Genomic DNA, 26,301 nt, shown 5'->3' on the forward strand with positions numbered 1-26,301 from the left:
GCGTCGTGATACGGTTGCCGAACAACGACGCGGGGTGGAGCAGCTCGGTAGCTCGCTGGGCTCATAACCCAGAGGTCGCAGGTTCAAATCCTGTCCCCGCTACTGAAGTCGACGAGTATCTCGTACGACAGCGAAGGCCCGGATCCTCCAGAGGATCCGGGCCTTCGTGGTGTGCGAACGCATGTGCCGACGGGCGGGACGGCCACGCCGCCGTGGGGAGTTGGGAGAACTGTGTTTGACTTGTCTCTCTGTGGGCATGTCGACAAAACGCTGAAGTGACCTCACTGGCTGCGGTATACCAGGTGTACCCAGGTTGCAGGTGGTGCGACGATGGACGTTATGGGGGACAAGGCAACTCTGTTGGAGACAGGGCGGTTTGTGCAGCCTGCCGACTTTGTGCAGCCGACGGGCGATTTCGCGCAGCCGCAGAACGATGCCTCGCCGACGCACAACGACGTCTCGCTGCCGACGGACGGTGGCTCCCTGCCGGTGGGTGATCTCTCGCAGCCGGAGGGTGACCTCGCCCTCGGCCGGCCGACGGACCAGGACGAGACGGGGGAAGCCGTCGAGGAGGCGCGGCAGCGGCTCGCCGCGGAGGCCGGGGACGCCGAGGCGATGAGCGTCCTCGGGGCCATGCTGCTGCGCCGCGGTGACCTCGACGGAGCCGAGCCCCATCTGCGTGCCGCCACCGCCGCCGGGGACCGGGCCGCCGCAAACAATCTGGGAGTCCTGCTTCACCAGCGTGGCTACGCCGACGAGGCCGCCGGATGGTGGCGGATCGCCGCCGTCGCCGGGTCGGCCGCGGCCGCGCACGCGCTGGGACGTCATCACCGTGAGCGCGGCGACGAGCCGGCCGCCGAGTACTGGCTGCGGCAGTCCGCCGAGCAGGGGCACGCGCTGGGTGCCTACGCGCTCGCCGATCTGCTGGAGCACCGCAGCGACGCCCAGGCCGAGCAGTGGATGCGGGCCGCGGCGGAGCGGGGGCACCGGGAGGCGGCGTACCGGCTGGCGCGCGCGCTCGACCGGCAGGCCACGCGGTCGGGCGAGGACGGGGCCGACAACGGTGTCGCCGCGAGCGAGTCGGCGCTGGAAGAGGCCGAGCAGTGGTACCGGCAGGCCGCCGCGCGCGGGCACCGCAGGGCCGCGCTGCACCTCGGGGCGATCCTGGAGAAGCGCGGGGATCTCAAGGGCGCCGGGCGCTGGTACCTGACGTCCGCCAAGGACGGGGAGGCGCGGGCCGCCTGTGCGCTCGGGTTCCTGCTCCGCGACGCGGGGGACAGTGAGAGCGCCGCCGTGTGGTGGCTGCGGGCCGCGCAGGACGGGGACGGCAACGCGGCGAACGCGCTGGGCGCGCTGCACGCCGAGCGCGGCGAGACGCAGACCGCCGAGCGGTGGTACCGGGCGGCGATGGACGCCGGAGACGTGAACGGCGCGTACAACCTCGGGCTGCTCTGCGCCGAGCAGGCGCGCACCGCGCAGGCCGAGCAGTGGTACCGGCGCGCGGCGTACGCCGGGCACCGGGAGGCGGCGAACGCCCTGGCGATCCTGCTGCTCCAGGGCGGGGACGCGACCGGTGCCGAGCCGTGGTTCTCCAAGGCGGCGGAGGCGGGCAGCGTCGACGCGGCCTTCAACCTGGGGATCCTCCACGCCGGCCGGGGCGAGGAGCGGGCCGCGCTGCGGTGGTACGAGCGTGCGGCCGCGGCGGGGCACGCCGAGGCGGCGCTGCAGGTCGGGATCGCCCGGCTGCGGGACGGGGACGAGCCGGCAGCCGAGCGGCATCTGCGGTGCGCGGCCGGGGGCGGCAGTGCGGAGGGGGCGTATCGGCTGGCCACGCTGCTGGATGCCCGGCGGCCGCCGGAGCCCGCGCATGAGCTCGGCGAGCAGGTGCACGAGAAGACCGAGTGCGAGGAGTGGTACGAGCGGGCGGCCTCCCAGGGGCATCGGCGGGCCCAGGTACGGGTCGGGATGATGGCCGCGGCCCGGGGTGACGTGGTGGAGGCGGCACGGTGGTACCGGGAGGCCGCTGAGGCCGGGTCGCGCAACGGCGCGTTCAACCTGGGGCTGCTGCTTGCCCGGGAGGGGAGTGAGCCGGAGGCCGCGGTGTGGTGGACGCGGGCGGCTGACGCCGGACATGGGCGGTCGGCGTTGCGGCTGGCTCTGGTCTACGCGCGTCGTGGGGAGCTGGCCGAGGGGCAGCGGTGGGCCGACCGGGCGGTGACGCTGGGGCCGGGCGAGGTCGCGGAGCGGGCGGCTCGGTTGCGGGACGCGTTGCGGGAGGAGCTCTCGGCGTGATGTCGCCGTGAGGAGGGAAGCGGAGCCGGGGTGGCTCGCGGGGGCCCGCGCCCCCGAAGCCGGACCGGCTCGGACACACGGCCGTGGGACGCCGCCGACCAGCGATTTGCCTCTGCCCGCGTCGTTGACGTAATGTTGCGTTCACCGACGCGGGGTGGAGCAGCTCGGTAGCTCGCTGGGCTCATAACCCAGAGGTCGCAGGTTCAAATCCTGTCCCCGCTACTGAAGGCCTGGGGCCGGGATCCGTAAAGGATCCTGGCCCCAGCTGTTTTCAGGGCTGGTGGCCGACCGCTTCCTCGTACAGAGCGCGGTTCACCGTCCGGCTCTCCGGGAGCGGGCTGCCCTCGGCCACGCCCTGGGCCTCGTAGGCCGACTGGAGGCGTGTTGTGGTGCCGGCGCGGATTTCCCAGTCCGCCTTGAGGAGTTTGGCCAGGTGTGTGACGAAGCTCGCAGCAGGGTGCGGCCGTAGAGCATGCCGCCCAAGGGCTCGCCCCGCGGCTGGCCGCCGAGGAAGGCGTAGCCCCGCTCGCCGTCCACCTTGCGCCAGACCGGGTCGAGGAGCCACGCCGAGTCGACGCCGTCGTTCGCAGGGCCGTGAGGACGTCGGCGGAGCCCAGTTGCTGGTGCTGGATGTCGGCGAGGCCGCCGCCGTGGGGGGAGAGAGAAGTTGCCCGCTACCCACTTGATGTCGAAGCCGCCCTTGATGCCGTTCATGACCGCCGCCTCCGGGGCCGCCCACAGGGCGTCGATGTCGCCCTTGGCGAGCAGAGGGAGCGCGTCCGGCGTCGGGAGCACCTTGAATGTGACGTCCAGGCCCTCCCTCTTGACTCGCCCTTGGCGAGCGCGACTTGCAGAGGGGCCACGTACTCGGCGCTCAGCGTTCCCGTCGCGATCGTCAGCTCGCGCGGCTCGGACAGGGGCTGTGGGGAAGGGGCTCCCGGGAGGCAGCGGGCCGGTGTCCGGGCCGGGGAGAGGTCGTTGGGGTCCGTCCTGGACTTCGTGCCGCAGCCCTCGACCGAGCGGATCGTGCGGTCACCCGCGGCCGCCTTGGACGAGGAGTCGGACTCGTACGGCGATGAGCACGCCGCCGACGCCAGCAACGCTCCGGCGGCGAGGACGGCGCCGTATGCGTGTCGGTGGGTCCTCCACGGCATGACCGCCCCCGTCCTCGTCTCCCACGGTTGCTCCTTGCGGAGTTCGGTACGGAGAAGGGGTGCCCGCGCACGAAGATGTGACGGGGCGTCAGATTCGGGAAGGTGTGCGTAGCACAAAGCCCCGGGGCTCAACGGTGCCGGGGCTCGGGGCGGGCGCGCTCAGGGGGGTGGGCTCAGGCCTTCGCGCAGTTCGGGCAGATGCCGCGGTAGGTCACCTCGACGTCCGAGACCGTGAAGCCGAAGCGCTCGGAGTCGGGGAGGTCGGACATCGGATTGCCCGTGGGGTGGACGTCCCGGATGGCGCCGCACTGGGCACAGACCAGGTGGTGGTGGGGCCGGTGGGCGTTCGGGTCGTACCGCTTCGCGCGCTTGTCGGTGGAGACCTCGAGCACCTCGCCGAGGGAGACCAGCTCGCCCAGCGTGTTGTAGACGGTCGCCCGGGAGATCTCGGGCAGCTTGGCGACGGCTCGTGCGTGAACCTCGTCGGCCGTCAGGTGGACGTGATCGCCGGCGAGTACCTCGGCCACGACGCGCCGCTGCGCGGTCATCCGCCATCCGCGTCCGCGCAGCCGTTCCAGAAGGTCACTCATGGAGAACACCTTAACAGCCGGGCGGACCAGGTTCCGAATGGATGTGACTTTGGAGCTTGGCTTGACTTGGACACTGTCCAGTGTGCGATCGAAGGCGGGGTTGAACGTGTGCCGACTGCCGGGGCGGCTTCCTGTGCCGTGGTGAGCGACGGGCCGGGTCCGGTTCCTCCAGGGGCCCGGCCCGTTTCGCGTGCTAGGCGGGCACGTGCTGTCGTACGGGTGCCCAGCAGCGGATGATGTCGCGGACCGAGACGATGCCCACGGGCTCGTCGTGGTCCAGGACGATCAGATGGCGGAAGCCGCCGTGTGCCATGGCGCGGGCCGCCTCCTCCAGGGTCCATGACGGGGCGGCGAACACGACGTCGTTGGTTGTGTGGTCGTGGGCGTGCTCGATGTCCGGGTTCTGTCCGAGGCCGACGGAGTTGAGGATGTCGCGTTCGGTGAGGATGCCGATACCGCCCGCGTCGGGGTCGTGGACCACGGCCGCGCCGACCCGGCGGGCGGACATCAGTGCGGCGGCCTGGCGAAGGGTGTGAGTGGGGCCGACGGTGAGGACCACGGTGCTCATGGCGTCACGTACGAGCATGGATGGAGCCACCTCCTGAAGTGCCCCCGCACCGATTGTTCATCGCTTCACAAATTCACAAGTGGGGGGACTTTCAGAGTGGCAGGCAAAGCGGGGGTCAACAAGGGGGCGCGTGCGCGCGGCCACGGGCGTGCGCTGTCGACCCGTGGTTCTCAGTAGCGCTGGTTGAGATACCCCAGGAACTCGTCGTGCAGGAGGCCGTTGGAGGCCGCCGCGTTGCCGCTGTGCGGGCCGGGGCGGCCGTCGAGGCCGGTGAAGGTGCCGCCGGCCTCCGTGACGATGATCGCGTTTGCGGCCATGTCCCAGAGGGAGAGCTCCGGCTCGGCGCAGAGGTCGACCGAGCCCTCGGCGACCATCATGTACGGCCAGAAATCGCCGTACGCGCGTGTGCGCCACACTTCGCGCGTGAGGTCGAGAAAGCCGTCGAGTCGCCCCTGCTCCTCCCAGCCGCTGAGCGAGGAGTACGCGAACGACGCGTCCGTCAGCTTCGAGACCCCGGAGACGCGCAGACGGGTCGCGGAGGAGAGGCTTCGGCCGGTGAAGGCGCCGTGGCCCTTGGCGGCCCACCAGCGGCGGCCCAGGGCGGGGGCCGACACGACACCCACGACCGGCTGGTAGCCGCCCTCGCCCGCCTCCATCAGGGAGATGAGGGTGGCCCAGACCGGGACGCCGCGTACGTAGTTCTTGGTGCCGTCGATCGGGTCGATCACCCAGCGGCGGGGGCCGGTGCCCTCGATGCCGTACTCCTCGCCGAGGATCGCGTCTCTCGGCCGGGCGCGCTGCAGCTGTCCGCGGATCAGCTCCTCGGCGGCCTTGTCGGCCTCGCTCACCGGGGTCATGTCCGGCTTGGTCTCGACCTTGAGGTCGAGGGCCTTGAAGCGGTCCATGGTGGCGGCGTCGGCAGCGTCCGCGAGGACGTGGGCGAGGCGGAGGTCGTCGAGGTAGTCCGGCATGGGACGAACGGTATCCGGCGTGGTCGGGGTGGGGCTAGGAGGGCTTGGGGTTGTGGGCCGGTTGCGTGTGGCGGTCGGGTGCGGGTGGTGTGTCGCATCGGTGAGATCGGTGCCGTCGCCCGGTCGCTTGCCCGACGTGGGGGCCGGGGGTGGATGCGCAGCCCGGCCCGACGGGGTCCCGCGCGCCGTACCCCCTTGGCGCCCCCGCGTGCCCTCGCGAACCCTTGACAGTGCCTCTGTGCGCGTCAAATCTGGGCGCAGAGCCGCTCGTCCCAGGGAGGCGATGATGCCTGCAGCGCGGGAATCCCTGCTGGACGCCGCTTACACGGCGCTGGCGCGCCGGTCGTGGTCCGCCGTGCGGATGGTGGACGTGGCCGCGGCGGCCGGAGTGTCCCGGCAGACGCTGTACAACGAGTTCGGGAGCAAGGAGGGCCTCGCCCGCGCGCTGGTGAGGAGAGAGGCCGACGGCTTTCTCGCCGGCGTGGACCGCGCCCTCGCCACCCCGAGCGACGCCCGCGACCGCCTCACCGCCACCGCGGAGTGGACCGCCGGCCTCGCCCGCGACAACGCCCTCGTGCGCGCCATGCTCACCGGCTGCTGGAGCGAGCGCCTGCCGTCGCCCACGCTGTCCGCCGTGCCCTCGTCCTCCGCCGTACCGGCACAGCGGCGGGCCGACGGGCCGCTTCCCTCGCCCGGGGACTTCGTCGCCATCGTCCGCGACCGCGCGGTGGCCGTTCTCTCCGGCCCCGGCATCAACAAGTCCGACACCGCCGACCTCGCCCGCTCCTGCGAACTGGTCGTCAGGCTCGCCCTGTCCTGCGTCGCCGCCCCACCCGGCGAAGGCGGCGTCTCCGACCTCGTACGCACCGCCCTGCACCGGCAGTTGACCGGCTGACCTCCGCGGAAGCCTCGCCTCGGCGTGCTGCTGCTCAGTGCGCCGAGCCCGAGAGCTGCAACCCGATGATCCCCACGATCACCAGCGTGATCGACACGATCTTCAACGTCGACACGATGTCCCCGAGGAAGATCATCCCGTAGATCGCCGTACCAGCCGCCCCGATCCCCGTCCACACCGCGTACGCCGGCCCCACGTCCAGCTTCTTCAGCGACAGCGTCAGCAGTCCGAAACTGCCGAGGGCGAAGATGCAGAAGGCGACGGTCGGCCAGAGCCGGGTGAATCCGTGCGACAGTTTCAGGCAGACGGCGAAGCCGGTTTCGAGCAGCCCCGCCACGATCACCAGCAGCCACGCCATGTGCTGTCCTCCCGTATCCCCACGTTCTGTGACCGCTTCGTCAGGCTTGGATCCGGCTCGGTGCGATTATGCCCTTACCGGACTCACGGGCAGACAAACAACGCGGAGGTCAGTCGCCTTCCTTGCGCTCCCGCGTGGCCAGCAGTCGCCGCAGTGAGTACAGCCGTGCCGGATCGGCGTGGCCCTCGGCCACCCACTCGTCCAGAGCGCAGTCCGGCTCGTCATGACTGCACGCACGCGGGCAGCCCTCGGTTCCCGCTTCCAGATCCGGGAACGCGTGGATCACCCGGGACGGATCGATATGAGCCAGGCCGAAGGAGCGGACACCGGGTGTGTCGATGACCCAGCCGGCCACGTCCGTCAGCGGCAGTGCCAGCGCGGACGTCGTGGTGTGCCGCCCCCGGCCCGTCACCGCGTTCACATGCCCCGTCGTACGCCGGCGCTCCTCGGGCACCAGCGCGTTCACCAGTGTCGTCTTGCCGACGCCCGAGTGGCCGACGAAGGCCGTGACCTTGCCGTCCAGATGCTCCCGCACCCGGTCCGCCGCGCCGCCGTCCTCCAGTTCCTGGCGGCTGGTGACGACGAACGGGATGTCCAAATCCCCGTACAGCTCCAGGAGTTTGTCCGGCGGCGCCAGGTCCGACTTGGTCATCACCAGCAGCGGCTCGAGACCGCCGTCGTACGCCGCCACCAGACAGCGGTCGATCAGCCGCGGCCGTGGCTCGGGGTCGGCGAGGGCGGTGACGATGGCGAGTTGGTCGGCGTTCGCCACGACCACGCGCTCGAACGGATCGTCGTCGTCGGCGGTACGGCGTAGCAACGACGTCCGTTCCTCGATGCGCACGATCCGTGCGAGCGTGTCCTTCTTGCCGGACAGGTCGCCGACCAGCGCCACCCGGTCACCGACCACCGCCGCCTTGCGGCCGAGCTCGCGTGCCTTCATCGCCAGGACGACCCGGTCCTCGACGAGGCAGGTCAGCCGCCCCCGGTCGACGGTGAGGACCATGCCCTCGGCGGCGTCCTCGTGCTTGGGCCGGATGTTCGTACGGGGCCGGGTGTTCCGGCGTCCGGGACGGGTGCGGATGTCGTCCTCGTCGGTGTGCTTGCCGTAGCGGCGCATGGCTGTTTCCCCGCGTCCCTACGCCCCGAGCATCCCGGTCCACAGTTCGGGGAAGTCCGGCAGGGTCTTCGCCGTCGTCGCCACGTTCTCGATGCGTACGCCCTCGACCGCGAGGCCGATGATCGCGCCGGCCGTCGCCATGCGGTGGTCCTCGTAGGTGTGGAAGACGCCGCCGTGCAGTCGGCGCGGGCGGATGTGCAGGCCGTCGGCGGTCTCGGTGACGTCGCCGCCGAGTTCGTTGATCTCCTTGGTCAGGGCGGCCAGGCGGTCCGTCTCGTGCAGCCGCAGGTGCGCGACGCCGCGGAGCGTGGACGGGGAGTCCGCGAGGGCGGCCACCGCCGCGATGCCCGGGGTCAGCTCGCCGACCTCGCTCAGGTCCACGTCGATGCCGTGGACCGCACCCGAACCGGTGAACACCAGCCCGTACTCGGTGAGTTCGCAGGAACCGCCCATCTCGGTGAAGATCTCCCGCAGCCGGTCACCGGGCTGGGTGGTGCGGGCGGGCCAGTCCGGGATGAGGACCTTGCCGCCGGTCACCAGCGCCGCGGCCAGGAACGGCTGGGCGTTGGACAGGTCCGGCTCGATGGTCAGGTCGCGGCCCAGCAGGGCGCCCGGCGTGACCCGCCAGACGTTCGGCTCGCCGCCCGACTCGGGGGTGTCCACCTGGGCGCCGACCGAGCGCAGCATGTCGACGGTCATGCGGATGTGCGGCATCGAGGGGAGCGTGGAGCCGGTGTGGCGGACCTCCACGCCCTGGTTGAAGCGCGGGCCGGACAGCAGCAGCGCCGACACGAACTGGGACGACGACGAGGCGTCGATCTCCACCGGGCCGCCCTCCAGGGCACCCGAGCCGTGCACCGTCAGCGGCAGCGCGCCCCGGCCGTCGTCGTCGATCCGGGCGCCGAGCACGCGCAGGGCGTCGATCACGCCGTGCAGGGGGCGCTCGTACGACCTGGGGTCGCCGTCGAAGCGGACGGGGCCGTCGGCCAGCGCGGCGACCGGGGGCAGGAAGCGCATCACGGTGCCGGCGTTGCCGACGTCGACCGTGGCCGGCCGCAGCAGGCCCGCGGGGAGCACCCGCCACGCCTCGCCGGTGCCCTCGGGGCCCACGCCCTCCTCGATACCGACACCCATCGCGCGCAGGGCGCCGGCCATCAGCAGGGTGTCGCGGGAGCGCAGGGGGCGGCGCAGCCAGCCGGGCTCGCTCGCGAGGGCGGCGAGGACGAGGGCGCGGTTGGTGACGGACTTGGACCCCGGCACGTGGACCGTCGCGTCGACGGGGCCGCTCGCGTGCGGGGCGGGCCAGAGGGCGGTTTGTGCGGCGGGGTTTTGGGCCATGGGTTCACTTTATAAGGAGGCGGTTGTGCAGGCCTTTGTTCGGGTGCGCCGCCGTGGTGGCTGGTCGCGCCCACGCGGGGAGCCGCACGGTGCTACAGCCTCGCGCCCCTGAAGCTGCCCCTTCGGGGCGCTTCATACCTCCAGCAACCAACGCCCCCCGCCTATCAGCGAGCACAAGCTCACCGCATGGAACAAGAACAACCACAACCCCGCCGGCACATTCGTCAACCGCGACAGCTGATCCGCATCCGAATCGCCGGCCCCGCCCCGCGCCCTCTTCGCCTGCAACTCGAACGCCGGGCGCACCCCGCCCAGCAACAGGAACCACACCACCACATAGGCGAACGCCGCCTGCACCTGCGGGCCCGTCAACCAGCTCACCAGCACAAACGTGCCGCCCGCGACGAACACCGTCAGCGCCCCGTACGCATTCCGGATCATCACCAGCATCGCCACCAGCAGAGCCGTCGCCAGCCACAACAGCAGCGTGATCCGGCCGCCGGCCAGGAGTGCCGCGCCGCCCAGCCCCAGCAGCGGGGGAGCCGTGTAGCCCGCGGCCGCCGTGAGGATCATGCCGATGCCGTGCGGCTTGCCTCGGCTGACCGTGAGGCCGCTGGTGTCCGAGTGCAGGCGTATGCCGGTCAGGGTGCGGCCGGTCAGCAGCGCGACCAGGCCGTGACCGCCCTCGTGGGCGATGGTGATGGCGTTGCGGGAGACGCGCCACAGGCCGTGCGGGACGATCACGGCGAGCGCGGCGACCAGGGTGGCGATCACCACCCACACATCGGGGTCGGGCTGGGTGCCGGAGACCTCGTCCCAGAGGGAGGCGAGCGAGGCGGATGCGGTGCTGTCCATGTAAGGCGATGGCTCCCCTGCGGTCGGCTGGAATCTGGCAGTGTGGCACGTGCGTGCGGACGGTATCTGAGACGCCGCCCTGGCAGCGATCGTTCCTGGCGGCAAGCATCCAGGTCACAGTGTCAGAGCCGCGGAGTGATCCGGGGCTCTCGCGCTACCCGCGGCAGCCGGGCGAGCCGGGTTTCGGGGGTGGCGTCGTCGCGCTGGAACAGTTCGCCAGGCTCTGTCGGGCCGGGTCGGCGCGACCGGCACCAACCGCCGCCTCCTTGGGTCACAGACCGTCAGCAGCACCGTGCCCGCGAGGTGTTGGGCACTGTCACCTCGCGCCGGGCCCGGCGGCGGTACGTTCGTCACATGGACTTTCTCAGGCCTGTCATCCAGCCCTACGCATGGGGCTCCAGACATGTGATCGCTGACCTCCAGGGGCGCCCGGTTCCGTCCCCGGGGCCCGAGGCGGAACTGTGGATGGGAGCACACCCGTCGGCACCTTCCGGGGTCACCCGAGACGGGCGGGAGACAACCCTCGACGCCGTGGTGGCCGCCGATCCGGCGAGGGAGCTGGGGGCGGAGGTCCGGGACCGCTTCGGAGGCAGGCTGCCGTTCCTGCTGAAGGTGCTGGCAGCCGAGAAGGCCCTGTCCATCCAGGTCCACCCCGACCGGGCGCAGGCCGAGCGCGGTTTCGCCGCCGAGCGGGCGCGGCCGGGCGCGGTGGACGGCGTTCCCGGGGGCGGCGCGTGGACCTACGTGGACGACTGGCCGAAGCCCGAGCTGCTGTGCGCGCTGACGCCGTTCGAGGTGCTGGCCGGTCTCCGGGACGCCGACGAAGCCGCCGACGTGCTCAACGCCCTGGACCTGGCACCGCTGCGCCCGGTGGGCGGGGCGCTGCGCGCCGCGGGCGGGCCCGAGCGCCTCACCGAGGCGCTGCGGTTGGTGCTGACCTGGCCCGCGGAGGAGCGCGGGGCACTGCTCGACGCGGTCGTCGCGGCCTGCGAGCGGGCGGCGGCGGACGGCGGCCCGCACGCGGCGGCGTACGACGCTGTCGTACGGATGGCGGCTCACCATCCGGGCGACATCGGCCTGTTGGCGTCGCTGCTCCTGCGGCACCGGGTCCTGCAGCCCGGCGAGGCGCTGTTCATGCCGGCCGGCGGGTTGCACGCGTACATCCAAGGCGTCGGCGTGGAACTGCTGGCCAACTCCGACAACGTGCTGCGGGCCGGACTCACGTCGAAGCACATGAACGTGCCGGAGCTGCTGCGCGTCGTCGACCCGTCCGTCGAGGTGCCGGTCCTGCGTGCCCGCCGGCTGCCCGGCGCAGCCGCGGTGGACGTGTACGACTCCACGGCTCCGGAGTTCCGGCTGCACCGCGTCCGCGTCGAAGGGGAGCCGTCCGGTGTGCCGGGTGAGGGGCCGAGGATCGCGCTGTGCGTCGACGGCGTCGCGACGCTGCGGGACGCCGACGGGTCCGAACTCAAGCTGGGCCGCGGCGAGTCCTGCTTCCTGTCGGCTGTGGACGGTGCCGTCACCGTGGCGGGCGAGGCGACGCTCTTCCTCGCGACGGTCGGCTGACGGCGGCGTGCCGGGGGGGGGGGGGGGGGGGGGGGGGGGGGGGGCGGGCGGGGGCCGGGGGGGGGGGCCCCCCCGCCCCCCCCGCCGCCCCCCCCGCCCGGGCCGGCGCGGCCGCCGACAAGGGTCGATCAGTCCCGAGCGCAGGGCCAGTTCGCGTACTTCCAGCAGCCGGTCCTTGGGCATCTCCACCTGCTCGACGGCGCTCTTGGCCTCGGTGGACCGCCCGCCCTTCCAGATGATCGACCCGTCCTGGGCCGTGCGCAGCGACTGCGCCTTCAGGCGCGGCCCCTGGATGACCAGCGAGAAGGTGTCCGTCGCCGAAGTGACCGAGTGCACCATGTGCTGGTCGATCGAGTACGAGGACCCCTCACCCTCGGTCCGGATGGTGCTGGGCACCAGCGGCTGCGGGTTCTCACTCTCGAGCTGTGCCCGCACATACGACTCGGGTCCGTACAGGCGGTGCAGGTACCGGCCCTTGAGGATGCGGGTGTGGAAGGGCCAGCGGTGGCTGTGCGGGAAGTGGGTGCCCTGGTCGAAACGGTGCAGCCGGATGCGGAGCATGCTGTCAGGATCGTCGAAGAGCACGATCCGGTCGCCCCACCACTGGCGCTCGGACAGGTTCAGCAGGTCGGCGTCGTCCAGGGCGCTGTCGATCAGTTCGCGCAGGGCGCCCGGGGCCGACACGGTGCTGGCCACCTGGCCCGCCACATGCTCCGCCACCTCGATCCGCGACCAGTCGAGCCGCCGCAGCCGGGTCAGATCACGATCCATGTCTCAATCTCCACATCTCCGTCAGGGACACGACGCGGCTCAGACCACCGCGACCGCATAGGTCCGCAGGACCCGGGAGGCCGCCGACGCGACGTGGTGGGGGGTCACCCGCTCCAGGCGCCGGACCGCCTCGTCGCGCCCCGCGCCGTCGCGCACGGCCTCGTCGCGCCCGGCGCCGTCGAGTGCCGCGAGGGCGGCCCGGTAGGAGGCGAGCGGCGGGTCCGATGCCTCCGCCGCGGCCCGTTCGCACGCCGCCGCACGGGCCGACAGCACCGCCGACTCGTCCAGCCGGCCCGCCGCCGTCACCTCCAGCAGCTCGCGGACGAGGGACTCGACCGTGGCGACCCACAGGGTGTCGAGGCCGAGCCGCAGCCACCACAGCCCGCAGTCCTGGTAGCCCTCGTACACGGCCTCCAGGTCGCAGTCGATGCCGATGTCCGTGCGCAAGGTGCGGCGCAGGACCGAAGCGCTGCCCGGACCGAACAGCTCGACGAGCACGCGTGCGGCGGCCGACGCGGGCTCCGTGCGCGCGACGCCGATGCCGCCGGCCACCATGCGGGCCCGTGAGGCCCCCGCGGCGGCGCGGAGGTTGACGCCGCCGACGGAGGAGAACTCCGTGGACGGCGCTTCGCGTTTCATGCCGCCGGGCGCTGCGCCCGGCTCGGGCAAGCGGCCGCGCAGCAGGGCGAGCGCGTCCCGCACGACGCCGTCCGGCCCTGCCACGACCACGACCGGGGTGCCGCTCGCCATGACCTCCCGGTGTGCCCGGGCGAGATCCGATGTCCCGCCGGGGCCGTACAGCGGGCGCGCGAGGGGGTGGTCGCCGAAGAGCAGTTCCCTCAGCCGGGCCTCCGCGGGACACGGTGCGTCCGTCGCGTCCTCGTCGGGGCGCCCGGACACGGGACCGGTCACGGCCTCGAGGAAGGCCGGCAGACAGACCGCGACGGTGGCGGCGGGCATCCGGCACCGGAACGTGAGGGTTTCGTAGCCGACGTCGGCGTCGGCCACCGCGCCGTGCCCGGCCAGCAGCTCCGGCAGTGGCGTGCCACCGGACCCGCAGGGCGCGCGGAGCACGCTCCGGGACAGTGCCGCCAGGGCGGCGGCCGTGGCCGCGTCGCCGTCGCGCACTCCGGTCGGCAGGACCACTGTGACCGTGAGGTCGTCCTTCGCGGGTATCACCAGAAACATGGATCGGGCCTTCTCATCGTGGTGCCGGTACGTCGATCAGTGCGGGCAGCCGGGCCAGTGATGTGATGACGTGGTCGGCCGCGGAGAGCCGTTCGGCCGGCGTCGTCGCGGCGAAGCCGACGACGCGCATCCCGGCGGCCCGCGCGGCCTCCACGCCGAGCGGGCTGTCCTCCACCACCAGCGCGGCGGCGGGGTCGGCCGCCATGCGCCGGGCCGCGTGCAGGAACAGGTCAGGTGCGGGCTTTCCCTGGGCGACCTCGTCCGCGCTGAACACCCGGTCGTCGAGCAGCGGCGCGAGGCCGGTCACCCGCAGGGACTGGTCGAGCCGGTCGCGGTGCGAGCCGGAGGCCACGCAGAACCGCGGGCCGTGGGCGGTCAGGTTCTCCAGGAGCTCCCGAGCGCCCGCCACCGGTCGCAGCCCGCTGTTCAGCGCGTCGCGCAGCCGGCCCTCGAAGTGCTCTCGGAAGCCGGCGGGAAGCGGACGCCCCAGACGCTCCTCGGCCAGCTCTCGGACCCGTGCGAAGGAACTGCCCATGTACGTCCGCAGGCTCTCCTCCAGGGTGGTGGGCAGGCCCGCGTCGGTGAGCATCCGGGCGAGCAGTGTGTTGGCCAGCCGTTCGGAGTCGACGAGCACCCCGTCGCAGTCGAGGATCACGAGTTCCACCGTGTGCGTCACACCGCTCACCCGCCGATCCCCTCGCCTGCGAACTCCACGAGCTCCTCGATGTCCTCGGCGCAGTCGCCGCAGCCGGTGTTCGCACCGGTCGCCTCGCGCAGCGCCGGCAGGTCGTGGAAGCCCCGCGCCACGGCCTCCAGCAGCTGTGCCTCGGTGACCGCCATGCAGACGCAGACCACCACGTCGTGCGTGTCATCCACAGGGCAGCTCCATTTCGACGGCTCCGAGGGCCAGGTCGAGCACCTCATTCATCGCGTCCAGCTCCTCGGGCGTGATGACCAGCGGCGGATGAATGTTGATCACGTCCGGGGCCATGCCCGTGGAGGCCACCAGCAGGCCGAGCCGAGGGTGCACCGTGCCGCACAGCTGCCGCAGCCGCGGCGCGTGCGGTCCCGTGAGCACGATGCGCGCCGTGCCGCCCGTGGCGTCCGTACGGCTGACGAGGACGGGGTGGGCCTCGGCGAGGTAGGCGAGCCGCTTGCGCATGCCGTCGGCCAGCAGCTCCACGTCGTCACGGACGGTCCGCCACTCCTCCCAGCGGTCGAGCACGGTATCGGCGACGGCCAGCGCGTGCGGGATGCCGACGAACGTCGACGAGTGGCTGCCGGGCGGGTAGTGGTCGGCGTCGGCCAGCGGCTCGCGCGCCCAGACGGCGCTCAGCGCTGCCCCGCCGTTGGTGAGGCCCTTGCTTGTCACGACCACGTCGGGTTCGACGCCAGCGAGTTCGAAGCCCCATCGAGGCCCCACCCGGTGCATGCCGGTGAAGATCTCGTCGGCGATGACCACGGCTCCCTGGGCGCGCGCGTGGTCCACGGCGGCCCGGAGCAGGGCGGGGTCGGGGACGACCATGCCGCCCACGTTCTGCACGGCTTCGAAGACGAACGCCGAGACCTTGCGCCTGAAGCCCGTTCCGCCGACGCCCGACAGTTCGGAGCCCCAGCGGGTCACGGCGCCGACGCAGCCGGTTCCGCACCGATCCGACGAGCGGTCGGCGTGCGGGCAGGTGCGGCAGTCGGGGCTGGGCAGCCGTACGACTTCCAGTCCCCAGGCGGCCAGCAGTTCGCGGTAGCGCGGGCTGGCGCTGAGCATGCTGGTCACGCCGGACCTGCCGTGGAAGGCGCCTTCGAAGACCACGACGGTGCCGGGGCCGTTGGCGCTGAAGGCGATGCGCAGGGCCGTCTCCATGCCCTGGGCGCCGCCCAGGTCCAGTTCGACGCGGCCCGGCACACCGAGCACGCCCGAGAAGAGCCGCTCCAGGCGTTCCAGGAGGCCGAGCCGGAACGGGGACTCGCAGAACGACGGCAGGGCGGGCAGGTCGAGGCAGCGCCGTGCGGCCTCCTGGAGGATCGACGCGTCGTAGCCAAGGGCCAACGTTCCGTTCGCGGCCTCCGCGTCCAGGTAGCGGCGGCCGTCGTCGCTCTCCAGATGGCAGCCGGATCCCCGGACGAACCTCGGCACCTCCGTGGCGCGGTAGATCAGGTTCCCCGCGCCCGCGAACGGCGGGACGGCCGCCGCGTTCGTCACACCCGGCATGCTGCGTCCTCCAGTTCGGTGGGGAGACGTCCGTCGGCCACGGCGCGCCACATGGCGGGGGACGAGGTGGGCAGGATCGGGGCGACGCCCGGCTCGTTGCAGTCGATCCACTGGGTGGCGACGGTGAGGACGTCCCACCGCGACGCCTCGTCGTTGATCGGGCCGCGGCGCAGTTCGGCCAGCCAGTGCCCGATGTGCTTCGGCGTGCCCGCGTGCCGGGCGAGCTCGGCCCACGGGCCGGTTCCCGCGGACAGCCGCCGCAGGGCGGCCGTGACGTCGAGGTCGTGCGCGGGGATGGCCTCGTGGACGGCGGCCAGCAGCGCGTGGGCCGGGTCGGACACCCGCGAGCGGCCGTCGGCGGTCGTCGGGGGGCCGACGGCGCAGAGCGCGGCACGGCACCAGTCCCAGCCCGTCTGGTAGGAGAACAGCTGGAGTTCGCGGATCACGTCCGCCGGATCGTCGGCGGTGTGGATGAAGTTGAACAGCCCGTTGACCCGTCCGATGCGGGTACGCAGGTCGCCGTGGCGGGCCGCTTCCGGGTCGGCGGAGCCCTTCGCCGCGGTGAGCCGTACGCTGGCCGGCATCCAGGCGGGCCGCCGCGTGTCGTACAGCAGCACGAGGAGCGACGGGCCTGAGCCGAGCAGGTGGTCGACCACGTCGATGCGCTGGCTGGATGCCGCGTTGAACTGGTAACGCCACAGTTCGCGGGTGAGCAGCGGGTCGAAGCGGAGCGTGGTGGCGGCGGCCGGGAGCCAGCCCTCGTCCCTGAGGATGTCGAGGATCAGCTCGCAGCGCCGGCCGGCGACCGCGTCCGGCTTCAGTACGACGAAGGTGACGTCGTGGCTACGGTGCAGCTCGGTCACGGTGGCGAAGGACCGCAGGCCCTCCCGGGCGTAGGTGTCGTGGCGGTAGACCTCCCGCTTCGCCGGGTCCGCCGTCAGCGTGTCCAGCGCGGTCGCGGGCACCGCCGACCGGGGCGCCTTCGTCGGCGTTGTCATGCGAGTCTCCTTCCGCCGAGTTCCGTGGGCCGGCCGTCGACCAGGACGCCCCTGCTGCCGTCTGCGTGTGTGCCCTCGCCGAGCGCCAGCCGCCCGGCTGCGAAGGCGCGTACGGTCCACTCCAGGCAGGGCCGGTCGCTCAGGTCCTTCTGGCGCAGTTCCTGCTCCCAGGCGTCCTCGGGCGTGGCGCGGCGTCCTTCGACGGGCACGGGCGGGCCCATGCAGAGCACGGCACCGCCGTCATGGCGGGCGTCGACGAGGAAGCAGGAGGTGCGGGTGGTGGTGTGGCCGGCGGTCATGGCCAGCCGGACCGGGTCGTTGCCCACCAGGAGCCTGCGGTTACTGGCGTCGAGCACGGAGAGGTCGCCGGGGTGCTGATTGATCATGCGGCCCTCGAAGCGGGTGAGGAGGCTGCCCTCGATCCAGCGGTGGTACGCGAGCACGACGAGGTCCAGCGCCCCGTGCCTCGCCTCCCAGTCCGCGATGCGCGCGTCGAGGGTGTCGTGCCACTCCCGGGCGCGCCGCCGGTAGCGGAGGCGGCCCTCGTCGCCGACGGCCTTGGACGCCAATCCGCAGTACGCGTCGAAATCGCCGGTCCAGGTCTCCACTCCGGCGTCCCGGGCCACGTCCAGAGCCTTGGCCGTGCTGCCGTGCGAGGCGACCAGGCAGACCTGGAAGGCGTCCGGCTGCCGCTTCTGCATCCCGAGCAGTGTGTTGAGGTTGGCGCCGGTCGCGGAGACCAGCACCCCGATCCGCAGCGGGCCCCCGGACCGTCGGTTCGGCCCGAGCGGGGTGACGCCGTGCGGGGCCGCCCGGCTCATGCCGCACCTCCCGTGGCTGCGGTGAGCACGTCGAGCGTGGTGGCGCAGCCGGGCCGCTCCGGGTTGACCAGGTGCATGTGCCGGGCGTCCGGCACGAGCCGGTCCTCCGGGCGCAGACCGTCGGCGCGCCAGTCGTCCAGCTGGGCGTCCGTCAACTCGCGCGGCACGGCCTGGTCGCTTCCGGCCCGTACGACGAGGAGCCGGGCCACGTCCGCGCGGTCCGGCCGGGGCGTGGCCTCCTCCAGGGTGCCGCCGGCGGCGAGGTGCGGTCCCACGAAGTGACGCACAGCTCCGCCGCCGACCCCCAGAGCGTCGGCGCGCGCCAGCTGCACCACCGGCGCCAGCAGCACAAGCGTGCTGCCGGCGCCGCGGCCGGCGGCCGCCGCCATCGTCAGGTGCGCGCCGGCCGAATGACCGGCCAGCACCGCGCCCTTCCACGCCGGGTCGTGGTCGACAAGTGCGTCGAGCGCGCCGGCCGCGTCGTGGGCAGCGCCGGGCCAGGTCCCGCCGTCCCACACGGGCCGGTACTCGACGACGGCGACGGTGTGCTGGCGGCGTACCAGGGCTACGGCCAGCGGCTCCAGATCGCGCGCGGTGCGGTCGTGGCGCCAGAAGCCGCCGTGGAACAGCACGACCGGCGCCGCCACCGGCGTGTCGCCCGGGCTGTAGAGATCGATGCGGTGCCAGGGCGACGGGCCGTAGCGCACGACACTCTCGCGCACGTTCACAAAACCCCTATCGCCTTCAGCCGGGTGATCCAGTGCTCGAACCGCTCGTCGCTCATGCGCACCTCGGCGCGCCGTTCGGCGGACTCGTCGGCGGCGCCCTGGCGCCACCACACGTGACCGTCGTCCTTGCGGATGATGAAGGCGCGGCGCTTCTGCGCCGGGCTCTGGATCATCAGCGAGATGGTCTCGGGTTCGGTGATCGTGGTGTGCAACTGCTCGTGGTGCAGCGTGATGCTGTGCCCGGCCGGCTCCTCCCGCACGAAGTACGGCCAGAACCGGGTGACGTCGGCAGTCTCGTCCAGCGGCTGGTCCGTCGCGTACAGGGTGTGCTGGTACGCGCCGTGGAGGATGTACGCGGTGAAACTGAAGCGGTGGTTGTGCACCCGCTCGTACTGGTCGGTGTTGGCGAGCCGCAGCCGGATGCGCAGGCCCTTCTCGGGCGCGTCCCAGATCACGATCTTGTCGTCGAGCGAGTGGCACTCGCACTTCTCGCGCAGCTCCGGGGTGCGGCGCACGCGGTCGACGAGCGCGCGCAGCAGGGGGCGGGAGTCGCCGATGCGGCGGGCGATGCGCTCGGTGACCTCGGCGGCGGACTCCAGGTCGTCCCAGCGTACGGCGGGCAGGGAGTCCATGAAGGCGACGGCGTCCGCCTCGGACACCGCCCGCTCCTCGTCGAGCAGGTCGGTCGCCGGGTTCATCAGGGCCATTACAGGACCTCCATCGCTTGCAGCCGCTGGCTCAGGTCGTCGAAGTACTGCTTGCTGATGCGCTTGCTGTTGCGGCGCTCGGCCTTCTCCTGGGCTTCGCCGTAGCGCCACCAGACCCTGCCGGTCTCCCGTTCGGTGATGAGGGAGCGCTCCTTCTCCGCGGGGCCGCGCAGGAAGAGGGAGACGGTGTTCGGGGTGGTGAAGGTGGTGTGGATCTCGCTGTGGTGCAGCGTGTAGCAGTTGCCCGGCACCTCGTTGGTCACGAAGCGCGGCTCGACGCGCAGGTCGCTGTCGCGTGCCTCGAAGTCGTTCTGCACGTCCTCCGGGACGCCCTCGGCGCGGCCGACGAGCTGGTGCCGTACGTGGCGGTAGGTGCCCCGCATGATGAGCGAGGTGAAGGAGAACCGGTGGTCGTGCGGGCGGTCGCGGTGGTCGTCCGTGGAGACGTGGACGCGGATGCGGAACCCCCGGTCCAGGGCGTCGTAGATGACCAGCTTGTCCAGCAGCCGGTGGTGCTCGCACTTGTCGAAGAGGTCCTCCTCCTCCCGGGCGCGCTCCAGCAGTTGGCGCAGTGCGGCCTTGTCCTCGGACAGGGCGAGCAGTATGTCCTTGGTCTGGGCCCGTGCTTTCGGGAGGTCCGACCAGTCCACCGTCAGACGGTCGAGTGCGTCCAGCATGCAGTGCTCCTCGTTGGGTTGGCATCGGATGGGGGGTCAGCCGTGGTGCCCGGCGGCGGCTCCCGCTCGCACGGTCAGCTCCGTCGGGGCGCCCGTGCCGAAGGCGCGGTGCGCGGTGCCGGCCACCAGCTGCCACAGCGGTGCGTCGGCGACGCCCATGCCGCGTGCGTTGCGCATCTGGCGGGCGAGCGGCTGGGAGCCTGCGGCGACGATGCCGCCCTCCTGGTACCAGAGGCCGTTCTCCTCCGTCTGGTGGAGGGCCTGGCCGCCGATCCGCGCGGAGTCGCAACGGTCCGTCATCATCATGGAGTTGCGGTGCCCCATGAGTTCGACGGCCCGCGTGGCGATGGCGAGGTCCACGTGCTCGCCGTCGAAGTTGATGCAGGCGGCGATGCGCCCGCTCGCGGCCTCCCGCATGATGGCGGCCGGCACGGGGCCGGCGATCCCGTCCATGTCGGCCAGCGTCCAGCCGGGCAGGTCGTACGCGTCGAGAGTGGCGTCCCGCTTGGCGCGGGCGGCGGAGGTCCGGAAGGCATGCCGGATGTTCAGCGGCATGTCGTTGAAGAGGTGGTCGGTGATGACCCGGGCTCCGCCGCCGGTCCACTCGCCGGCCCACGCCAGGTCCACGATGTCGCGCACCAGTTCGGCTGAGCCCGCCGGGTCGTCCCGGGTGAAGTGGCCCAGCGCCGGCCGGACGCCGTGTGCCATCAGGAGCGGCACGATCCAGTCGAAGCGCGGATGCCGGTCGTCCAGGTTGTCGTGGAGCCCGGACGCGGGTGTGAACGCGTCCGGGGACATCACCGTGTACACCAGCCCGAGGTCACCGAGGCGCGCGAGCCGCTCCCATTCGTGGCGGGTGGGCGCCCACACCGTCGTCGCAGGTGTCCCGCCGTGGCTGGCGAGCAGCGGGCCCTCGAGCGCGATGCCCACGATGTGCGGGAGCCTGCCGGCCGTGCGCAGCGCGTGGTAGCGCCGCATGAACTGCTCGAACTCGCCGAGTCTGGACTGCCGGAGATAGAGCGTGGGAATGCAGGCAACATTCTCATCGGCGCATTCCCGATCGAGCAGCAGCAGGTCGAGCGTCGCGAACTCGGAGAAGTCCACTTCACCGAACCCGTGGCAGTGGACCTCGACCGGCAGTCCCAGGTCCCCGTGCTGTTCTTGCATCGTACTGTTGCCCATCGCAGGCATTCCCCTCTGTTACACGACCGGCTGGAGGCGCTGGAGTTCCTCGGCGGCCTCCGGGTCGTCGAATGCGTGGAGCGCCTCGAAGTACCTGACGGTCTGGCGGGACGTGGCCGTCAAGTGACTCCGTATCGCCTCCGGTGTATAGGTCTCGGCGATGACCTGTTCCGCGTCGTCGGGCGACAGCCCGTAGCCGGCGAGCTCCTGGCGCAGGGCCGGCAGGTCCGGCCGCAGGAACGTGTCGATCAGCCGGGGCACGAGCCGCGCCGACCAGCGCCGTTCCGAGGGGGACAGCTGCCCCCACAGGTAACGCAGGAAGGCGGCGAAGTAGGCGTGGTGCCGCCCTTCGTCCATGGCGTGGTCCCGTATCGTGCCGCGCACGGCGGCGACCACGTCGGGCCGCTCCGGCATCTCGGCGAGGGTCGCGGAGATCAGCGTCTCCGACACGATCACGAAGAGCATCTCCCCGAGGGCCCGGTTCTGGGACGGGATTCGCTCCAGCAGCTCGCGCAGACGCGTCAGGAAGTACGGCTCGGCCGGCAGCCGCGGCCGGATGCGTGTGCGCTGCTGCACCTGCCGCGACAGATCCACGGAGAAGAGGGTGTGGTACGCCTCATCGCAGTAGATCTTGTAGGCATCGAACCGCATCTCCTCGGGCAGGTCCACACCGATCGAACCATGCGCGATACCGAGCACGGTCCGGTTGACGACCATGAATTCCAGACGGGCCGTGAAATCGAGGTAGCGGTAGAGATGCTGGACGAGCACTTCCTCCAAGCGGTTGGCCGGGAGGCCCTTCACGAGCGGGTGGTGCGCGATCGGCACGAGGTCGGGGGAGAAGTAGTGGCGGTCCCCCTCGTCGCTCTCCAGCACGCGTCGCGGGGCCTGCCGCACCCCCGCCCGCTCGTACCACGTGCCGAACGGGCTGCGGTATGCGGCCGTCTGCCCGGTTTCGGCGACTTCGGTCTGTTCGCTGTCCGCGGGCACGGCGTCCATGGGCCCGGAGTCCAGAAGCAGCTGCTTCGGGCAGTAGGACAGCGCTGGGCAGCCGACGAACATACCGACTGTGCCGCACATCCGTTACTCGACCATCCCGTTGGCGGCGAGCTCGTTGAGGAACTCCGCGCAGTCGGCCACGGCCTCGTCCACGGAGATGTCGAATTCGGCGGCGACCTTCTCGCCGATCTGCCGCACGGTGGTCGAACCGTCGACCTGTTTGAAGAAGAACTCGGCCACGTCGTCCAGCTCGAAGGCAAGCGAGGCGTTGGCGACGAACAGCTTTCCGCGGAACTTGCGGACCCGCGCGTCGAGGCTGCGACGCGGCACCGAGTCGGGGCCGAAGGGCTGGGGGGACGGCATCAGATCTCCACCTCGATCGAAAGGTCTTTGCAGAGCGTGACGACGCGGTGGACCCATTCCTCGGGCGCGGCCGCGTCGTAGTCGGCCATGGTCTCCAGGGCCCAGAAGGTCTCGAAGGGCATGAGGTCCAGCCGGGCCTCCTTGACCCGCCGGGCCCGCCACTTCGGCGTGCGGGAGCCGTAGTTGCCCGAGCTCTCCAGGACGGCGTCCACCATGTGGCCGAGCGCCTTGCGGGCGGCCATCACGGCGCTTTCGGTGTCGCCGACGGTGAGCATGCCCAGGGCGTCCTCGACGTTGCCGTCCGCCTCGGCCAGGGACCTGGCGGTGATGAAGGCCTTGTACGCGGTGTCGTCGAGTTCGGCGCGGCGCCGCTTCATCCAGTCCTCACCGAACAGCGGCAGCCCGGTCACGATCCGTTCCAGGAACAGTTCTTCGGTGTCGACCATGGCCTTCAGGGAGGACACGCCCGCGTCGAACTCCTCCCAGGACACCTTGGTGAGCATCTGGTCGACCTGGGAATCGAGCCAGTAGGCGACCTCCCAGCGCCGGCCGTCCACTTGGAACACGTACGTGCTGATCGTCTCGTGCGCGAGCGGGACCGGCACCGTACGGGCACCCTCGATCACGGGCACCGCCCGGGAGACCAGGTAGAAGTCGAAGTCGCTGGTGGGGTTGGCCCAGCCACGGGCCACGGAACCGACGTTGAAGATGGTGAGGGTGTCATCGGGCACCAGCTCCCGGCGCCTCAGTTCGTCCACGCACCCGCTGAGGTCGAGCTTCATGACCAGCCCCTGTCGTCGTCATCGCGCTGCAGTTCGAGCACGATGGTCGGGATGTTGTTCAGTACGTGCGCCAGCAGCGCGGGATAGAGCGAGCCCGAAGCCATGGTCAGGAACAGCAGCGCCACGGCGGCCGAGATCTCCACCGCCATCGAGCGCGTGGTCCCGCGGCGATTGGTGCCCGGCTGGATGTGGTGGCGGGCGACGAACGCGATGGCACCGAGCAGGCCCAGCGGTGTGGTCGCGCCGGCCAGCAGGACGGGCGCGCGGAACACCGCTTCCTCGCCCACCGGGCACACCGCGCTGGCGAATGCCCGTGCCGCGCCGTGCGCCCGGGGTGTGGGGCCGAACACGAAGGCCAGCTCGCCGGAGAGAAGCGACTTCATCCGCATGTTGCTCACGGCGATCAGGCCCACGGTCGTGGCGACGGCCACCGGATACCACCACCAGTCGGCACCCTTGGTCAGCCAGTCCGGGCGGGTGACGGCGGTGAGGACCAGCGCGCCGATGGGGGCCACAAGTCCGGCCAGCGTCTCGGCCCAGAAGCTGACCCCGCTGCGCATGGTGCGCGGCACCCGCCACGGCAGGATCATCAGGCCGGCTTCCACGACGACCAGGACCGCCAGGACCCGCGGGGCGGTGGAGCCCATGCTCCACAGTCCGACCGCGAAGGCGATCACGCAGGACACGGCCGCCAGGCGCCGCACGCCGAACTCGTAGTGCGACAGGTCGAAGCCGGACTCGTAGGGGCGCTTCTTCCCGGTCGGCCGCCGCCGCGCTGCGGGCGTGGCGGCAGCGTCGTCCCCGGTCACGGTCTCCGCAGTCATCGGGCCGCCGCCGGACAGGTGAGGACGCCGAGTTCGAGGGCCTCGCCGATCAGCGGTTCCAGGCTCTCGGAGCTGTGGCCGAGGGAGGTGACGACCGTTCCGATGCTGCGGACGCCGTCGAGTCCGCGCAGCACGGCGAGCCACTCGGGGGTCTCGGTCTCGTCGACGACGAACTCCACGGTGCCGTTGATCACGACATACCAGAGGGTCGTGGCGTCCGGCGAGTGGAGCAGCATCACGTCCTCGGCGAGTTCGGCCACCGCGTCGAAGTCCACCGGCGGCCGCCGCACCGTGGCTGCCTCGATCTCCTCCCGCTGTTCGTCCCAGTCGGTCACCGGGACGGCGACCGGGACCGGCGCCTTGGGTGCCAGCGCGTGCGGCGTGGCGGGCAGGTCGGCGGCGAGTCGTTCCAGCAGGCCGAGGTTGACCACGTGGAGGAGGAACTCCACGTGACCTGCGGTCGGGTCCTGTTCCAGGCGGCGCAGCATCGCGCGGATGTTTTCTGTGTCCAGGTGTTCCCGGGCGCCCGGTCCGGCGAGTGCTTCGTCCAGCAGCCGGTCGCCGTCCTGCGCGAGCATGCGGGTGAACGTGCGGTAGGTGTGCCGTACGCCGTCGCCGTAGAAGAACGGGATCTTCGGGCGGGCGATCGCCTCCTCGGGCAGCAGCCCGTCCATGGCTTGCCGCAGGATCTGCTTGTCCCAGATGAGGCGAGGGCGCAGCGGGTCCGGTACGGCGGCGATGATCTCGACGAGCCGGTGGTCGAGGAAGGGCACCCGGGCCTCGATGCCGTTGCCCGCGGCCGTCCGGTCCTCGTGCCAGCAGTTGTACTGCTGCACGTCGCGGTACTTCCAGCGGTGCAGCATCTCGTACGGGTCCCGGGCAGAACTGTTCGCGGCGTCGCGCAGCACGGATTCCCTGACGAGCGGCAGGTCGGACTGGTCCCACCAGACGCCGAGATCGGGCCTGAGTGCCTGGTCGCCACGGATTCCCATGCGGCGCACGTTGGCGACGAAGTCCGGCCATTCGCCGCCTCCGGCGAAGGACTTGGTATATCCGCCGTTGAATTCGTCGGCACCGCCGCCGAGCAGCATGGCCTTGATCTCGGGCGCGTGCGCACCGACGTACCGGTACAACTCGTACTTGTAGTACGACTCGGGGCCCGCGAGCGGAGTCTCCAGCAGCCACACGAACTGCTTCCACTCCTCGACGCCCGGCGTGGACGACGTGTCGAAGAGGACCTGGTGGTTGGTCAGTCCGAGCATCCCGGCGATGCGGTGGCCGAATTCCGCGTCGGTGTTCTCCAGCGTGCTGCCGTTGAGCGCCGTGAACGTGCGCGGTTTGACATCGGAGAGGGCCGCGACCGCGGCCGAGTCGATTCCGCCGCTGAGGAAGAGGCCGATTTCGACGTCGGCCATTCCGCAGTCCGTGACCGCGCTGGCCAGCGTCTCCCGGTAGGAGCGGACGAGGTCGTCCTCGGATCCGGTGCTCGTTCCGTCGAATGCGGGGAATTCCCAGTAGCGGTGGGTGTGTGTGTCGCCGGTGGTCAGATCGAAGGTGACGACAGAGGCGGCCGGTACGAGTTCGATCTCCTCGAACCACGTACGGGGCGGACCGTCGTCGAAGACCATGGCACCGGTCATCATCTGGTCCGACAGGGCACCGATCCAGTCGATTCTGCGCGGGCAGGACGGGTCCTGGAACAGTGCTTTCATCTCGGACGCGAAAATGACGCGCTCACTGTCGCGGTGGTAGAACAGCGGCTTGATGCCGAAGCGGTCCCGGGCGAAGACCAGGCGGTTGCGGCGCCGGTCGAAGAGGACCAGTGAGAACATTCCGCGCACCGAGTCGAGAAAGGCGAGGCCGTCGCGCCGGTAGAGATGCAGCAGGACCTCGCAGTCGGATCCGGTCCGCATGCTGGTGCCGCGCGGGAGGCCGGCGGCGAGCTCGCGGTGGTTGTAGATCTCGCCGTTGGCGATGAGGACCAGGTCGCCGTCCTCGGTGCTGAGCGGCTGGCCGCCGCCGACCGGGTCGACCAGGGAGAGGCGCACGAAGCCCAGCCCCACGGGGCCTGAGCGGTGGAAGGCCACGCCGTCGGGGCCCCGGTGGGCGATGACATCCGTCATGCGCCGGAGCAGACCGTCCGCCCCGTCACCGAGCGAGCCGCCCCCGAGCCGGGCGACTCCTGCCAGACCACACATACGCTCCCCCGCTGTGCTGAGGTTCGGAGAAATGAGAATCACCGCGATGCGGTGATCCGTGGAGAAAAAGAAAGAGAGAAGAAGCAATGGCACGAACGTGCCGCACCGCGGTGGGTGCGGCACGTTCGGTCATCACGCGACGTTCGA

General features: G+C 71.5%; 25 protein-coding genes, 2 tRNA genes and 1 pseudogene. 5 read left to right on the forward strand and 23 right to left on the reverse strand.

Translation table 11 applies throughout. The features are described from left to right. The first annotated feature begins 28 nt into the window (after positions 1 to 28). The 3 genes from ACIBAG_RS24540 (at position 29) to ACIBAG_RS24550 (ending at position 2,514) form a co-directional block, all read left to right on the forward strand. Positions 29 to 102: transfer RNA gene (locus tag ACIBAG_RS24540), tRNA-Met, on the forward strand. Between the two features lie 228 nt (positions 103 to 330). Then, a complete protein-coding gene (locus ACIBAG_RS24545; protein WP_399107628.1) occupies positions 331 to 2,292 on the forward strand; it encodes a tetratricopeptide repeat protein in 1,962 nt (653 codons plus the stop codon). Positions 2,293 to 2,440: 148 nt separating this feature from the next. Then, positions 2,441 to 2,514, forward strand: a tRNA-Met gene (locus ACIBAG_RS24550). A 49-nt stretch (positions 2,515 to 2,563) separates the two neighbouring features. On the opposite strand, the pseudogene ACIBAG_RS24555 reads toward ACIBAG_RS24550, so the two are convergent. The 4 genes and pseudogenes from ACIBAG_RS24555 to hisN form a co-directional block, all read right to left on the reverse strand. After that, positions 2,564 to 3,446, reverse strand: a pseudogene (locus ACIBAG_RS24555) (hypothetical protein). A 173-nt stretch (positions 3,447 to 3,619) separates the two neighbouring features. Continuing rightward, positions 3,620 to 4,036 (reverse strand): Fur family transcriptional regulator, encoded by a 417-nt coding sequence (locus tag ACIBAG_RS24560; RefSeq protein ID WP_031479400.1) that lies wholly within the window; start codon positions 4,034 to 4,036, stop codon positions 3,620 to 3,622. A 193-nt stretch (positions 4,037 to 4,229) separates the two neighbouring features. Further along, entirely contained in the window at positions 4,230 to 4,622 is a 393-nt protein-coding gene (locus ACIBAG_RS24565) for a cyclic nucleotide-binding/CBS domain-containing protein (protein WP_399107629.1), read from the reverse strand. A gap of 152 nt (positions 4,623 to 4,774) precedes the next feature. Continuing rightward, positions 4,775 to 5,575 carry a histidinol-phosphatase gene (hisN, locus tag ACIBAG_RS24570; protein WP_399107630.1) on the reverse strand — a complete coding sequence of 267 codons (801 nt, stop codon included), beginning with the start codon at positions 5,573 to 5,575 and terminating at the stop codon, positions 4,775 to 4,777. A gap of 286 nt (positions 5,576 to 5,861) precedes the next feature. Here hisN and ACIBAG_RS24575 point away from each other — a divergent pair, with 286 nt between their 5' ends. Continuing rightward, positions 5,862 to 6,470 carry a TetR/AcrR family transcriptional regulator gene (locus ACIBAG_RS24575; RefSeq protein WP_399107631.1) on the forward strand — a complete coding sequence of 203 codons (609 nt, stop codon included), beginning with the start codon at positions 5,862 to 5,864 and terminating at the stop codon, positions 6,468 to 6,470. Positions 6,471 to 6,504: 34 nt separating this feature from the next. Here ACIBAG_RS24575 and ACIBAG_RS24580 read toward each other — a convergent pair whose 3' ends face one another. The 4 genes from ACIBAG_RS24580 to ACIBAG_RS24595 form a co-directional block, all read right to left on the reverse strand. Beyond that, positions 6,505 to 6,828 (reverse strand): multidrug efflux SMR transporter, encoded by a 324-nt coding sequence (locus ACIBAG_RS24580; RefSeq protein ID WP_031479408.1) that lies wholly within the window; start codon positions 6,826 to 6,828, stop codon positions 6,505 to 6,507. A gap of 109 nt (positions 6,829 to 6,937) precedes the next feature. Then, entirely contained in the window at positions 6,938 to 7,948 is a 1,011-nt protein-coding gene (gene rsgA / locus ACIBAG_RS24585; RefSeq protein WP_399107632.1) for a ribosome small subunit-dependent GTPase A, read from the reverse strand. 18 nt (positions 7,949 to 7,966) lie between these two features. Continuing rightward, a complete protein-coding gene (gene aroA / locus ACIBAG_RS24590; protein ID WP_399107633.1) occupies positions 7,967 to 9,286 on the reverse strand; it encodes a 3-phosphoshikimate 1-carboxyvinyltransferase in 1,320 nt (439 codons plus the stop codon). A 132-nt stretch (positions 9,287 to 9,418) separates the two neighbouring features. Further along, a complete protein-coding gene (locus ACIBAG_RS24595) occupies positions 9,419 to 10,141 on the reverse strand; it encodes a M50 family metallopeptidase (RefSeq protein WP_399107634.1) in 723 nt (240 codons plus the stop codon). 354 nt (positions 10,142 to 10,495) lie between these two features. Here ACIBAG_RS24595 and manA point away from each other — a divergent pair, with 354 nt between their 5' ends. Then, positions 10,496 to 11,707 carry a mannose-6-phosphate isomerase, class I gene (gene manA, locus ACIBAG_RS24600; RefSeq protein WP_399107635.1) on the forward strand — a complete coding sequence of 404 codons (1,212 nt, stop codon included), beginning with the start codon at positions 10,496 to 10,498 and terminating at the stop codon, positions 11,705 to 11,707. 810 nt (positions 11,708 to 12,517) lie between these two features. Here manA and ACIBAG_RS24605 read toward each other — a convergent pair. From ACIBAG_RS24605 to asnB, 15 genes are read right to left on the reverse strand one after another with little or no spacing between them, the layout of a single operon-like run. Next, the gene (locus ACIBAG_RS24605; RefSeq protein WP_399107636.1) at positions 12,518 to 13,666 is read right to left on the reverse strand and encodes a hypothetical protein; all 1,149 of its coding nucleotides are present in this window, start codon (positions 13,664 to 13,666) and stop codon (positions 12,518 to 12,520) included. A gap of 13 nt (positions 13,667 to 13,679) precedes the next feature. Next, complete coding sequence (locus ACIBAG_RS24610; RefSeq protein WP_399107637.1) at positions 13,680 to 14,351, reverse strand: HAD family hydrolase; 672 nt, start codon at positions 14,349 to 14,351, stop codon at positions 13,680 to 13,682. After that, on the reverse strand, positions 14,348 to 14,542 hold the full coding sequence (locus ACIBAG_RS24615; protein WP_399107638.1) for a bacterioferritin-associated ferredoxin: 195 nt from the start codon (positions 14,540 to 14,542) through the stop codon (positions 14,348 to 14,350). The genes ACIBAG_RS24610 and ACIBAG_RS24615 overlap by 4 nt, the downstream gene beginning before the upstream one ends. Next, positions 14,535 to 15,875 carry an aminotransferase class III-fold pyridoxal phosphate-dependent enzyme gene (locus ACIBAG_RS24620; RefSeq protein WP_399107639.1) on the reverse strand — a complete coding sequence of 447 codons (1,341 nt, stop codon included), beginning with the start codon at positions 15,873 to 15,875 and terminating at the stop codon, positions 14,535 to 14,537. Before ACIBAG_RS24620 ends, ACIBAG_RS24615 begins: the two co-directional genes overlap by 8 nt. Continuing rightward, positions 15,863 to 16,873, reverse strand: coding sequence for a nucleoside-diphosphate kinase (locus ACIBAG_RS24625; protein WP_399107640.1), 1,011 nt, complete (start codon positions 16,871 to 16,873; stop codon positions 15,863 to 15,865). Before ACIBAG_RS24625 ends, ACIBAG_RS24620 begins: the two co-directional genes overlap by 13 nt. After that, positions 16,870 to 17,694 (reverse strand): formyltransferase family protein, encoded by an 825-nt coding sequence (locus ACIBAG_RS24630; protein WP_399107641.1) that lies wholly within the window; start codon positions 17,692 to 17,694, stop codon positions 16,870 to 16,872. The genes ACIBAG_RS24625 and ACIBAG_RS24630 overlap by 4 nt, the downstream gene beginning before the upstream one ends. Beyond that, on the reverse strand, positions 17,691 to 18,416 hold the full coding sequence (locus tag ACIBAG_RS24635; RefSeq protein ID WP_399107642.1) for an alpha/beta hydrolase: 726 nt from the start codon (positions 18,414 to 18,416) through the stop codon (positions 17,691 to 17,693). Before ACIBAG_RS24635 ends, ACIBAG_RS24630 begins: the two co-directional genes overlap by 4 nt. Before the next feature lie 2 nt (positions 18,417 to 18,418). Continuing rightward, positions 18,419 to 19,129 carry a hypothetical protein gene (locus ACIBAG_RS24640; RefSeq protein WP_399107643.1) on the reverse strand — a complete coding sequence of 237 codons (711 nt, stop codon included), beginning with the start codon at positions 19,127 to 19,129 and terminating at the stop codon, positions 18,419 to 18,421. Further along, entirely contained in the window at positions 19,129 to 19,806 is a 678-nt protein-coding gene (locus ACIBAG_RS24645; RefSeq protein WP_399107644.1) for a hypothetical protein, read from the reverse strand. Before ACIBAG_RS24645 ends, ACIBAG_RS24640 begins: the two co-directional genes overlap by 1 nt. A gap of 36 nt (positions 19,807 to 19,842) precedes the next feature. After that, entirely contained in the window at positions 19,843 to 20,988 is a 1,146-nt protein-coding gene (locus ACIBAG_RS24650) for a hypothetical protein (protein ID WP_399107645.1), read from the reverse strand. A gap of 18 nt (positions 20,989 to 21,006) precedes the next feature. Continuing rightward, positions 21,007 to 22,068: a diiron oxygenase gene (locus ACIBAG_RS24655; protein ID WP_399107646.1), complete on the reverse strand. Its 1,062-nt coding sequence runs from the start codon at positions 22,066 to 22,068 to the stop codon at positions 21,007 to 21,009. 3 nt (positions 22,069 to 22,071) lie between these two features. After that, positions 22,072 to 22,350: a PqqD family protein gene (locus ACIBAG_RS24660; RefSeq protein ID WP_399107647.1), complete on the reverse strand. Its 279-nt coding sequence runs from the start codon at positions 22,348 to 22,350 to the stop codon at positions 22,072 to 22,074. Further along, entirely contained in the window at positions 22,350 to 23,132 is a 783-nt protein-coding gene (locus ACIBAG_RS24665) for a hypothetical protein (RefSeq protein ID WP_399107648.1), read from the reverse strand. The genes ACIBAG_RS24660 and ACIBAG_RS24665 overlap by 1 nt, the downstream gene beginning before the upstream one ends. Next, entirely contained in the window at positions 23,129 to 23,956 is an 828-nt protein-coding gene (locus tag ACIBAG_RS24670) for a type II CAAX prenyl endopeptidase Rce1 family protein (protein WP_399107649.1), read from the reverse strand. Before ACIBAG_RS24670 ends, ACIBAG_RS24665 begins: the two co-directional genes overlap by 4 nt. Continuing rightward, positions 23,953 to 26,154: an asparagine synthase (glutamine-hydrolyzing) gene (gene asnB / locus ACIBAG_RS24675; RefSeq protein ID WP_399107650.1), complete on the reverse strand. Its 2,202-nt coding sequence runs from the start codon at positions 26,152 to 26,154 to the stop codon at positions 23,953 to 23,955. Before asnB ends, ACIBAG_RS24670 begins: the two co-directional genes overlap by 4 nt. Between the last annotated feature and the right edge of the window lie 147 nt (positions 26,155 to 26,301).

The organism is Streptomyces sp. NPDC051243 (assembly GCF_044455405.1).
Taxonomy (GTDB): domain Bacteria; phylum Actinomycetota; class Actinomycetes; order Streptomycetales; family Streptomycetaceae; genus Streptomyces.